This window comes from Gordonibacter urolithinfaciens, assembly GCF_900199375.1.
In the GTDB taxonomy this organism is placed as follows: domain Bacteria; phylum Actinomycetota; class Coriobacteriia; order Coriobacteriales; family Eggerthellaceae; genus Gordonibacter; species Gordonibacter urolithinfaciens.
In genome coordinates this window covers 2,831,745-2,842,956 of the sequence record NZ_LT900217.1, presented here as the reverse complement: position 1 = coordinate 2,842,956, position 11,212 = coordinate 2,831,745, and the positions used below count along the sequence as shown (strand labels likewise).

Below are 11,212 nucleotides of genomic sequence, written 5' to 3'. Positions count from 1 at the left end.
AGGCTATTCCGCCGCCGACGGGGCCTGGGCGTCGTACTGCGCCACCTCGGCCCGCTGCATGTCGTCGTAGCGCAGCGCCACGTCGTGGGCCGAGGATCCCGCCAGGAGCTCGCGGCACAGGTCCCTGATGCTCGCCCACGTGTTGAAGTGCAGGCGGAAGTCCTGGTTGGGAATCTGGTTGCCGCTGCGCACGGTTTCCACCAAGGACGCGTAGGCCTCCCCCGCCGCGTTCGATTCGTCGTCGGCGAGGGGCGTGAGCTGGCCCTTGATGCCGGCGATGCGCTTCAGGTTGTCAGGCGCGCACAGCGCCTCGATGGCCTCCACGGCGTATTCGCGCTTCTCGCTGCTCGGGTTGATGGCCATGCGCCGGTCGGCCCCCACCACGGCCACGGAGCCCTCGTCGAGCACGGGCATGGCGGTGCCCGCCGTGGCGAACTCGGCGTCCGCAAGGCCGGGGCGGCCCACAAGGCCGCACACGAAGGCGCCCTCTTGCGCGAGGAACGGCTCCACATCGTTGTTCGGCGCCGTGGAGAGCGTCCGGTCGACGTCGAGGTAGCCCTTGTCGGCAAGCATCTCCACGAACGCGAAACCCTTCTCCATGTACGTGCTCACCGGCGTCGCGCCGCTGGACAGGTCGGCCAACAGCTGCTCGGCGTCGTCGCTGGCGTACAGGTCGGCAAAGCCCACCGCCATGGCCGGCGCCGTGAGCGCGAAATCGTTGTTGGCCACGTACGGCGTGATGCCGGCGGCCTTCAGAGTCTCGCAGACGTGCAGGAACTGCCCGAGGTCCTCCGGGACGGACAGGCCGTGCGCGTCGAGCATGTCCTTGTTCCAGATGAAGCCGAAGCCGGTGTAGGAGAGCGGGATGGAGAAGACCTTGCCGTCGTAGGTGCTCTGGGCAAGCGCATCAACCGACAGCGTGGAGGCCGCGTCGAGGCCGGAGAGGTCCATCAGGTAGCCGTGACGGTCGAAGTCGATGACGTCCTCGGCGGGCACGATGTAGGCGTCCACGCTGTTCTCGGCGAGGCGGGAGGCGAGGAAGCCCCGGTACGACTCCTGCGTCGTCCCCTTGGCGTAGTAGTCGGCATGGTCCTCCACCACGTGGATGGTCGACCCATCTAAGGACACGATATCGTCCGGCCACATGCCGGGCACGGCGGACAGCGCGAAGAACGACAGCGTGACCGTCTCCTGGTCGTCGTAGGACCTCACAAGGCCGTTGCCGTCGGAGGACTCCTGCGAAGCGCAGGCAAGCAAGCAGGCCGCCGCAGCGAGCGCGAGGGCGAGCGCGGCGGCGCAAAGCGCACGGCGCAGCAGCAGGGCGGAGCGCGCGGGAGCGGTGGTGCTCATGGCAGCCAGCCTTTCTCTTACTGCGGCGCGCGCAAGCCGGACGGCGCCGGACGGACGGCGCGGTTCCCGCCAGGTGGCATTCGGGGCCTCCCGGAAGCCGGTCCGGGCTTCCGCAGCGAAGCGCCTCGTTTCGTTACCCGTATGTTATCGCAGATGGGCGCAGCACGCCAGCCCTCGGCAAAGCGCGGGGGCACGGACCGGCCCCGAAGCGCCTTCCCGCAGGACGCGCAGCGCCGCCGGGAGAAAGACAGTATGATCTGCGCGCCGAGGGAAAGGCGGTTGCCATGAGGATAGCGGGCATGGGGGGGGTTCCGGAGCTGATGATAGTTTTGATGTACGTGCTGGTCATCGCATTGCTCGCCACCGTCGGGTACCTGGTGGTGAAGAAGGCGGTCAAGAAGGCCATCATCGAGGCCCACGACGAGATCGAGGCGCGCGGCAAGCAGGGGTGACGCCCGGGGCCACGAGTCATCGGGCTGCTAGTCGGCGATCCGCACAGACATCCCTCCTGAGGGGTTACCTCTTCCCTACCTCCGCGGCCTTCTTGAGCTCGTCGCGGCGGGAGCGGAACTCGAGGACGGGCTTGTCGCCGCGCAGGAGGTTCTCGCCCATCTGAAGCTCGGTCTTCTTCGGGCGCTGGGTGAGCACCACGCGGCGATCTTGGTGCAGGATCACGCCGTTCGCCACGTTGCCGGCCGCGCACACGAGGCCGCGCAGCACCGGCGCCTTCACCATGCGCTGGTAGAGACGCAGGTAGATCTTCGTGTGCTCGTCATCAACGGGCGCGAACGCGGCCATGATGCGCAAGTCGTCCGAGATTCGGTTCTGCCAGAGGTTCGGCACGCGGTACTGCAGGCTGTTCAGCTCCTGCCAATCCTCGATCTCGTCCGCCGCCTGCGGCTCTTGGCCGTGGTCGGGCTCGTTCTTCACGTAGAACGTGAGCGTCTCGTCGTCCCACATCGTGACGGGGCCGTTCACGAGCGTCTTATGGCCGCGCCCGATGGTGTTCGGATGGACGAAAGGCAGGTGGATCACGTCGAGTTGGTTCTCGATGGCCCTCGAGTAATGCACGTCCCACACCTCGGAGCGCTCGGCGTAGGGGAAGCCGCCGCGGAACTCGTCGAACATCGGCAGGTCGTCCGGTGCGTCCTCGGGCTTGCCGTAGAACACCCAGATGAAGCCGAACGCATCCACCGCGAGCCACGGGCGCACGCGGAAGTTCTCGGGCACTTCGACCTCGAGGCCGTTCGCCGGTATGGCCACCACGCGCCCGTCGGCGGCATAGCGCAGGCCGTGGAACGGGCAGTGCACGTGCCCGCCTTCCACGCGCCCCTCCGCGAGATCCGCACCGCGGTGGCAGCACGTGCCGTCGAGGCAGGCCACGTTGCCCTCACCGTCGCGCCAGAACACTAGGCGCCGCCCGAAGCGCACGGCGCCCACGGGGCGGCCGCGCCTCACCTCGGAGGACGACAGGACGGCGTACCACTGGTTCGGGATCATGGGGACCTCGCTTCCTGCGGCGCGCAGCAGGCTGCCGCGGCTGCATCGGGATCGACGTCCCCATTGTCCCGCGCGGTCGCAGACGCAGGCAACCAACAGCTTTCACACCGCCGGTCAACACACCGGCAACGCGGCAGCGTTATCGAAAGCGGTGCGAGCGAGCTTTTACCAATCACCGGGCAATGGGAGCCGGTGCAGGCGACCGCGAGCGAGGTTGTTCTTTGGGGACGGTCACCGGGCAGGACGGTCGCGGGGCCGGGCGATCGCGTACGAGGGCATAAGGCAGAACGGAAAGATGGTATGATCGTCGCCACCGAGGGAAAGGCGGATGACATGAGAATACTGGGCATGGGGGTGCCGGAGCTGCTGATCTTGGTCGTCTACCCACTGATAATCGCACTGTTCGCAGCCATCGGATACCTGGTGGTGAAGAAGGCGGTCAAGAAGGCCATCATCGAGGCCCATGACGAGATCGAGGCGCGCGGCAAGCAGGGGCAGGGTTCACACGGCCTTTGCGATTGCGGCCGCGAGCACAGCCCGATGTGCCCCGACCCGTGCGCCGCCAGTAGACGACGGCCGCGCCGACACGCTGGGCGATGCCGGCAGCCTGCCGATGACGTTCGGCATGCCTTTTTGTCTATTGAGCAAATTTGCTCAATAGGAGGAAATCATGGCAGAGTTCCGTAGACCTGTGGTGTCCACACTCGTCTCGCGCATGAACGAGACCCGACGCTACATCCAAATGCTCTAGGCCCGCGCCAAACCGGAAAGTCCACCGCCATCAGGCAGGCGCTGGAGCAGGTGGATCTCCCACGCCACATTGCGCTTGCCAGCATCGACTCATCGAGCCGTGACTGGCTGCGTGCCCAGTGGGTGCAGGCTCGCAACCTGGTAACACCCGACTCGCCCAGCGCCTTGCTCGTTATCGACGAGGTGCAGCTGGTCGACCAATGGTCTGCCGCAGTCAAAGAGCTGTGGGACGAGGACGCTTGGAGCGGCATCGACCTGCGCGTCATGCTGTCCGGATCGTCTTCCCCGCTGATGCAAAAAGGGTTGACGGAAGGTTTGACCGGGCGTTTCGAAGTCATTCGCAGCACTCACTGGAGCTTCGCCGAGTGCCGGGAGGCGTTCGGATATACGCTCGACGAGTTCCTGCACTTCGGAGGTTATCCCGGAAGCGCCCCGCTCAGGCAGGACCAGCAGCGATGGCTTGCCTACATGAACGACTCGGTCATCGACCCGAGCATCGCGAAAGACGTCATCGCCCTCGACGCGGTACGCAAGCCGGCGCTCATGCGCAAGCTGTTCCAAATCGGCGCGCCCTATTCGGGGCAAGAGCTCTCGTACCGCAAGATACTCGGGCAGATGGACGATGCGGGCAACACCACGACCATCGCCCATTACCTCGACTTGCTGGGAAGCGCAGGGCTTTTGCGTGGCCTGCAAAAGTACGATCCGAAACTCATCAGAGAAAAGGCGAGCTCGCCGCGACTCATGGTGTACGACACGTCCCTCATGACCGCCACATACGGGCCCTATCGCGACTTCCTCCTCACCGACCCCGAACGCAAAGGACACCTGGTCGAGAGCGCTGTGGGTGCCTACCTGCTCGCGCAGGCCAACGAACGCCGCTTCGACGTGCACTGGTGGCGAGAAGGCACGAGCGAAGTCGATTTCGTCATCTCCCAAGCAGGCGAGAGCGTCGCCGTCGAGGTGAAGAGCGGCCGCGTTAAGTCGCTTAAGGGACTCGCGGCGTTCGTCAACCGCTTCCCCGAAGCCCGAACCCTCGTCGTGGGATCGGCGGAATGCCCGCTTGAGCGGTTCCTTTCGGGCGAGGTGCCGCTTTTCGGGTGATATCGACCGGCATCGCCGACCGACAGCCTCCGGACTGCGCCGTCAGTCGGCGATGACCACGCCGAGGCGCTGGGCGATGCCGGCGGCCTGGTAGAGGTCCATGCGGCAGCCCTTGAGCTCGCCCATGGCGTCGGAGAGCACGATATCGGCCAGCTGGCAGGTTGTGAAGTCGATGCCGGCGAGCGAGGTGCGGAAGAAGCTCGTTCCCGTGAAGCGCACGTCGTCGAAGGCGGTGCGCGCAAGTCGCGCCTCGGACAGGTCGGCGTGCGAGAAATCGTCAGCACGCGCGAGCACGTCGGTCAGCCTGGCCTTCGCGAGCGACGCGTAGGACAGCGTGGAGTCGCGCAGCTCGGTGCGGGCGAGCACGGCCTCGGTGAAGTTCGCTCCCGTGAACTTGCACGAGGAGAACGTGCAGCGCGTGAAGTTCGCCTCGGAGAAATCGCTGTTGGAGAAATCGCAGCCGGAGAACGCCACGTCGGCGAACGAGGCGCGGGAGAAGTCGCAGGCCGCGTACCGGCAGCCCTCGACGCGCGATTCGGACAGCTCGAGCAGCGAGAAGTCGGCGCGCACGGCTGCGTCGCCTGCGACGAGCACGTGCGCGACGAGCGGGTCGCCGTCCATCTCGCGCTCGATCCATGCGGCGAGCGCGTCCACCGCCGCCAGCTCGCCGGGCACGGCCGGGTTGGCGGGATGGGGTATCGGGGAGTTCTTCATGGGGCAGCCTCTTTCTGTCCCCATCATTCTACCTGAAAAGAAGAGCGAACCGGGAGCGCAGGAGGACGCCCCGCTACCGCGACGCGATGGCGTCCGACGGGCACACCTCGCGGCAGCGGCCGCAGTGGAGGCACGCCTGCTGCTCGATGAGGGCGCGGCCGTCGGGCCGCGGCGCGATGCAGCCCTGTGGACAAGCCGCGAAGCAGGCGCCGCAGCCGGTGCAGGCGTCCGAGACCGCGAAACCCTCGCGCGCGACGGGGCCGCCGCCCAGTGCGAACGGTGCGCGGAAAAGGGGGCGGCGGCCCAGGTCGAAGAACTCTCCCTGGCCCCGCTCCAGGTAGAACGCCTCCAGCACGTAGCGCGAATCGCCGGGGTAGAGCTCTTCCATGGAGGGGTTGAGCTCGAACACGCGGTCGACGAGCCGGCGCTGCTCGGCCGGATCGTCGGGATGCTCCACCGGACCGCGAAGCCGGCACGTGCGGTAGCCGGGCGACTGTCCTACGATCGCCGCATAGCGCGTGCGCATGACCTGTCCGTAGAACGCCTTGCCGCGCGCGGCCACGAAATAAAGCCGGCCGCCCTCCACCATCATGACGTCGATGACGCGCACGGCGGGCAGGCCGTCCTCGTCGACGGTGGCGAAGGCCACGTCGCGCACCTCGCGTAGGTACCGAAGGCAGAAATCTGCGTCGACCGTCATAGCTTCCCCCTCTCCGCCGCGCTCGCGATCCGCGGCCACAGCTCGGCGATGTCGCCCTGCAGGCCCACGCCCGGCACGCCCTCGGGCAGGTGCGCGTCATCGTAGTTCAAGCGCACGAGCGGGGCTCCCGTCGCGCGGGCCAGCGCCTCGAACGGGAAGCGGACGATGCCCGGCGTGTTCCATCCCACGCCCAGCTCCAGCAGCACGGCGGGCTCGCGCACCATGCCCTCGACGAAGCGGCGGTAGCGCTCCTGCGCGGCGCGCCAAGCCGTGTCTTCCACGAAATGGCCGTCCACGCGCAGGTGCACGGCCATCGGGCCGCCGCACACGGGGCAGGCCGGCACGAGGTCGGACGGCACGAGGCAGTCCTCGGTGCGCGCGAGCATCTGGGCCACGAGCTCGCGGTTCGGGTAGAGCGCATCGTGGCAGCCGCGGGCGCACTGCAAGAGGCCGTAGTCGCCTTGCGTGGCGAACAGGCGCTCGGGCGGGAAGCCCGCCTTCTCGAACTGGGCGTCCACGTTCGTGGTGATGACGAAGCTGTCGCGCTCCCGGGCGAACGCGCGCAGCGCGCGGTACAGCGGCAGCGCCCCCGGCTCGTGGCGGTTGACCCACACGTGGCGCGCCCAGTAGCCCCAGCGCGCCTCCTCGGACGGGAACGGGTAGAAGCCCGCCGCGTACATGTCGGTCATGCCGTACTTCTCGATGAAGGGGGCGAAGTTCCGCACGAAGCGCTCGCCGCCGTAGGAGAGCCCCGCCGCCGCAGACAGGCCGGCGCCGGCGCCGATGAGCACGCGGCGCGCGCCTTGGAGCAGCTCGGCGGCGCGCGCCGCGTCCCCGCCGCTAGCCGAGCAGGTCATGGTAGATCGCCTCGTCCTCGTCGCCGAACACGTTGAACACCACCTTGAGGCCGCTGGGCGCACCGGGCGCCTCCGGGGAGCTGCCTGGGCCGGAAGCGTTCGCCGAACCTGCCGCTCCCGAGCCGCTTGCAGCGCCCCGAGCCGCCCCGCCGTCGGCGCCGCGAGTGCCGCCGACGGCATCCGCGCCCTCCCCGGCATGTCGGTCGAGCCAAGAGCGCACCGTGCCCACGGCTATCTCGGCAGCCTCCCTTTGCGGGAAGCCGAACGTGCCGGTGGACACGCAGCAGAAGGCGACCGTGCGGCACCCGCACGCCGCGGCGGCTTCGAGGCAGCTCTCGTAGCACGAGGCCAGCTCGCGCCGGTGCCGTTCGGTGGGCGCGCCGTCGGCGATGGGGCCCACCGTGTGCAGCACCCAGCGGGCGGGCAGGTTGTACGCGTCCGTGACCTGCACGCGGCCGGTGGGCTCCGCATGCCCGTGCCGCTCCATGAGCGCGGCGCACGCCATGCGCAGCTGCACGCCGGCGAACGTGTGGATGGCGTTGTCGATGCAGTGGTGTCCCGGCAGCCAGCAGCCCAGGAGCGCGCTGTTCGCCGCGTTCACGATGGCGTCCGCCTCGAGCGTGGTTATGTCGCCGCGCCACACGGAAAGCCGCGCGTCGACCGGCGTCGGCGGCAGCTCGGCGACGCGCGCGATGCCCGCCTGCGCAATGAGGCCGCGCAGCAGCCGGTCCTGCACCGCCAGGAACCGCTCGTCCGCCGGGCGCGGCTCGCGCGTGTTGACGAGCGCCCGGAACTCGGCGAACGCCTCGTCGAAGGGCCGGCCCTCGGCAGGTGCCTGCACGAGGCCCCGCTCTTCCCGGAGGTACCGCACCAGGTACGCCACGTCCTCGTCCCGCCCGCGCGCGCCGCCCGCCGCGCACGACACGTTAGCTTGCACCATAAGAGCCCCTTTCGCCTGGCCCGAGTATGCGCCTTTCCGATCCGCTCCGCAATGCCCGCGTTCCTGCCGGCCCGGCAGACGGGACGCTGCCGGGCACTGGCGGGAGGATCGGCTACGCTCCCCTGACCATCAGGCGCGACGCCGCCGCCGCATGGTAGAATCCCCGAAATGGCAAGCCCGGGCGCGCCCCCGAGCCGCCCGGACGAGCCGCCCGGCCGGAGCCGCTGCGAAGCGATCTCCGACGACCGGCGGCATAAGGAGGTCGCCATGCAGCATCCCCTGCTCCTCTCCACCGGCGAGTTCGCCCAGATGTGCAACGTCAGCCGGGAGCTTCTGGTGCACTACGACAAGATCGGCCTGCTCAAGCCCAAGGAGGTGCGGGGCAACGGCTACCGCTACTACTCGCTCAAGCAGCTGTACCTGTTCGACGTCGTGCGCTTCTTCATGGACGCGGGCATGTCCACCAAGGAGATCAAGGAGTACCTGGACAACCGCACGACCCAACTGTTCCTGGACAGCATCCAGACGAGCATCGACCGCATGGGGCAGCAGCGCGACATCCTGGACGCCCGCATCGGCATGATGGAGAAGATGCGCTACCTCACCCAGCGGGCCGTGACGTTCCCCAAAGAGCAGCCGCGGCTGTCGTACTGGGACGAGACGTGGTTCCTCACGACCGAGGTGCGCCGCGAGCGCTCGCAGCAGGCCTACGCACAGGCCGTGAGCGAGCATTCGGACTTCTGCCGCAACAGGGCGGGCGTGGCCACGTTCCCCTTGGGGCGCGTCATCGACATCCCCGATCTGGACGACCCCTCCGAGTTCTACTACACCAAGCTCGTCACCTGGATATCGCCGCCCCGCGACGCCGCGTGCCTCGGGGACCGCGTAGAATGCAAGCCGAAGGGCAACTACGCGGTCGTGCTGCACCAGGGCGGCACGAGCACGGTGGAGCGCTCGTACGAGAAGCTGCTGGCCTACGTGGAGCGCGAGGGCTTCCTGATGCGGGGGCCGCTGTACGAGCTGGACATGAACTCGTACCTGATGTCGGACTCGGCCGACGACTACCTTCTGCACATCTCGGTGCTCGTGGACGTGGAGGACGCCGCCGAAAGGGGCGGTGGGGCGTAGGGGGCGCCGGGTTCCGGGGATGCCGCAGCCGTCCGCGTACGCACGCGACAGGCCGGCCGAGAAGAGGAGCACGCCCGGCTGGCATGAGGAGGGGCCCGCGCGCGGGCCCCTCTCCTTCGTGGAAACCGTTAGGCGCTCAGGCGCTTCGTCTCCTCTATCAGGTCGTACACCACCGAGGGCTCGGACAGCGTGGAGATGTCGCACAGGTCCTCGGTCTCCTGCGCGGCTATCTTGCGCAGGATGCGGCGCATGATCTTGCCGCTGCGGGTCTTCGGCAGCGCGGCCGTGAAGTGGATGTGGTCGGGCGTGGCGATGGGCCCGATGCTCTCGCGCACGTGGCGCACCAGCTGGGAGCGCAAATCATCGTTGATGACCGTGCCCTCCTTCACCGTGACGTAGGCGTAGATGCCCTCGCCCTTCACGGGGTGCGGGCAGCCCACGACCGCCGCCTCGGCCACCTGCAGGTACGACACGAGCGCGCTCTCCACCTCGGCCGTGCCGATGCGGTGGCCCGACACGTTGATGACGTCGTCGATGCGGCCGGTGATCCAGAGGTAGCCGTCCTCGTCGCGGTAGGCGCCGTCACCGGTGAGGTAGCGGCCCGGCTGGGGGAAGTACACGTCCTTGAACGCGGTCTCGTTCTGGAACACGCCCAGCATCATGCCCGGCCAGGGTCGCGTGAGCACGAGGCTTCCGGGCTCGTTCGGCACGGCCTCGCTCCCGTCGGGGCGCACGACGCGCGGAGCCACGCCGAAGAACGGCAGGGCCGCCGACCCCGGCTTCATGTCCACCGCGCCCGGCAGCGACGTGATCATGACGCCGCCCGTCTCCGTCTGCCACCACGTGTCGGCGATGGGGCAGCGGCCCCGCCCGACGGCGGAGTAGTACCACAGCCACGCCTTCGACGTGATGGGCTCGCCCACCGACCCCAGAAGGCGCAGGCTGCTGATGTCATGGCCGTTCACCCACCGCTCGCCATCCTTCATCATGGAGCGGATGGCCGTGGGGGCCGTGTAGAGGATGTTCACGCCGAACTTCTCCACGACCTCCCAGAAGCGGTCGGGCTTCGGGTAGCTGGGCACGCCCTCGAACATGAGCGACGTGGCGCCGTTGGCGAGCGGCCCGTACACGAGGTACGAGTGCCCCGTGATCCACCCCGCGTCGGCCGTGCACCAGTAGATGTCCGTCTCCTTCAGGTCGAACACGTACTTCATGGTGAGCGAGGCGTACAGCAGGTAGCCGCCGGTGCCGTGGACGATGCCCTTCGGCTTGGCCGTGCTGCCGCTGGTGTAGAGCACGAACAGCGGCTCGTTCGCCTCCATGCGCGCAGGCTCGCAGGAGGGGGCGGCGCCGGCCAGGAGGTCGTCCCACCACAGGTCGCGCTCGGCGGCCATCTCGGTGCGCTTCTCGATGCGGCGCACGACGATGCAGCTCTTCACCTGGGGACACTGGCCGAGCGCCTTGTCGCAGAGGTCCTTGAGGTGCAGGATCTTGCCCGACCGGTAGCCGTAGTTGGCCGTGACCACCACGCGAGCGCCCGAGTCGAGGATGCGGTCGCGCAGCGCATCGGCGGACAGGCCGCTGAACACGACGCAGTGCACGGCGCCGATGCGGGCGCACGCCAGCATGGCGATGGCCAGCTGGGGAATCATGGGAAGGTAGAGCACCACGCGGTCGCCCTTCTTCACGCCCAGGTCCTTGAGGACGTTGGCGGCCTTGCACACCTCGCGGTGCAGGCGCTGGTAGGTGTACACCTCGACCTCTTCGGAAGGCTCGCCCTGCCAGATGAGGGCCGCCTTGTTGCGGCGCGGGCCCTCCAGGTGCCGGTCGAGGCAGTTGGCGGACGCGTTGAGCTCGGCGCCGCGGAAGTAGCGGACGAAGGGGCGGGCCGACTCGAAGTCGTACTCCTCCACCGCGTCCCATGGACGGTACCAGTCCAGCGTCTCACGGGCCATCTGGCCCCAGAACGCCTCGGGCTCGTCGATCGAGCGGCGGTACAGCTCGTCGTAGTCCTGGCGGCTCTTCACGAGGGCCTTGTAGCTGAACTCGGGGGACGGCTCGATCGTGCTCTCGTCCTTGAGCATTTGCCTGATGAAGGCGGCGCGGGTGTTATGCTCCATGATAGGGTCCCTTCTACTCGTCTTGGGGGGGGGCGGAAAGCGCGGAATC

General features: G+C 68.2%; 11 protein-coding genes. 4 read left to right on the top strand and 7 right to left on the bottom strand.

What is annotated here, in order from left to right:
* Positions 1-3: 3 nt before the first annotated feature.
* Positions 4-1,350, bottom strand: a complete 1,347-nt coding sequence (locus BN3560_RS12185; RefSeq protein ID WP_096228262.1) for an ABC transporter substrate-binding protein — start codon at positions 1,348-1,350, stop codon at positions 4-6.
* 320 nt (positions 1,351-1,670) lie between these two features.
* Here BN3560_RS12185 and BN3560_RS14905 point away from each other — a divergent pair, with 320 nt between their 5' ends.
* The gene (locus tag BN3560_RS14905; RefSeq protein WP_269456917.1) at positions 1,671-1,802 is read left to right on the top strand and encodes a hypothetical protein; all 132 of its coding nucleotides are present in this window, start codon (positions 1,671-1,673) and stop codon (positions 1,800-1,802) included.
* 64 nt (positions 1,803-1,866) lie between these two features.
* Here BN3560_RS14905 and BN3560_RS12180 read toward each other — a convergent pair whose 3' ends face one another.
* On the bottom strand, positions 1,867-2,850 hold the full coding sequence (locus tag BN3560_RS12180) for an aromatic ring-hydroxylating oxygenase subunit alpha (RefSeq protein ID WP_096228261.1): 984 nt from the start codon (positions 2,848-2,850) through the stop codon (positions 1,867-1,869).
* A 300-nt stretch (positions 2,851-3,150) separates the two neighbouring features.
* Here BN3560_RS12180 and BN3560_RS12175 point away from each other — a divergent pair, with 300 nt between their 5' ends.
* Positions 3,151-3,537 carry a hypothetical protein gene (locus BN3560_RS12175; RefSeq protein WP_096228260.1) on the top strand — a complete coding sequence of 129 codons (387 nt, stop codon included), beginning with the start codon at positions 3,151-3,153 and terminating at the stop codon, positions 3,535-3,537.
* A gap of 114 nt (positions 3,538-3,651) precedes the next feature.
* Positions 3,652-4,704 carry an ATP-binding protein gene (locus tag BN3560_RS12170; protein ID WP_231897399.1) on the top strand — a complete coding sequence of 351 codons (1,053 nt, stop codon included), beginning with the start codon at positions 3,652-3,654 and terminating at the stop codon, positions 4,702-4,704.
* 42 nt (positions 4,705-4,746) lie between these two features.
* Here BN3560_RS12170 and BN3560_RS12165 read toward each other — a convergent pair whose 3' ends face one another.
* The 4 genes from BN3560_RS12165 to BN3560_RS12150 all read right to left on the bottom strand — a co-directional run bounded on the left by BN3560_RS12165 (position 4,747) and on the right by BN3560_RS12150 (position 7,915).
* A complete protein-coding gene (locus BN3560_RS12165; RefSeq protein ID WP_096228259.1) occupies positions 4,747-5,418 on the bottom strand; it encodes a pentapeptide repeat-containing protein in 672 nt (223 codons plus the stop codon).
* Between the two features lie 73 nt (positions 5,419-5,491).
* On the bottom strand, positions 5,492-6,118 hold the full coding sequence (locus tag BN3560_RS12160) for a 4Fe-4S binding protein (RefSeq protein WP_096228258.1): 627 nt from the start codon (positions 6,116-6,118) through the stop codon (positions 5,492-5,494).
* Positions 6,115-6,975 carry an SIR2 family NAD-dependent protein deacylase gene (locus BN3560_RS12155; RefSeq protein WP_096228257.1) on the bottom strand — a complete coding sequence of 287 codons (861 nt, stop codon included), beginning with the start codon at positions 6,973-6,975 and terminating at the stop codon, positions 6,115-6,117. Before BN3560_RS12155 ends, BN3560_RS12160 begins: the two co-directional genes overlap by 4 nt.
* Entirely contained in the window at positions 6,959-7,915 is a 957-nt protein-coding gene (locus BN3560_RS12150) for a protein-ADP-ribose hydrolase (protein WP_096228256.1), read from the bottom strand. Before BN3560_RS12150 ends, BN3560_RS12155 begins: the two co-directional genes overlap by 17 nt.
* A gap of 267 nt (positions 7,916-8,182) precedes the next feature.
* Here BN3560_RS12150 and BN3560_RS12145 point away from each other — a divergent pair, with 267 nt between their 5' ends.
* Entirely contained in the window at positions 8,183-9,043 is an 861-nt protein-coding gene (locus BN3560_RS12145) for a MerR family transcriptional regulator (protein WP_096228255.1), read from the top strand.
* Positions 9,044-9,171: 128 nt separating this feature from the next.
* On the opposite strand, the gene acs is transcribed toward BN3560_RS12145, so the two are convergent.
* Complete coding sequence (gene acs, locus BN3560_RS12140; protein WP_096228254.1) at positions 9,172-11,163, bottom strand: acetate--CoA ligase; 1,992 nt, start codon at positions 11,161-11,163, stop codon at positions 9,172-9,174.
* Between the last annotated feature and the right edge of the window lie 49 nt (positions 11,164-11,212).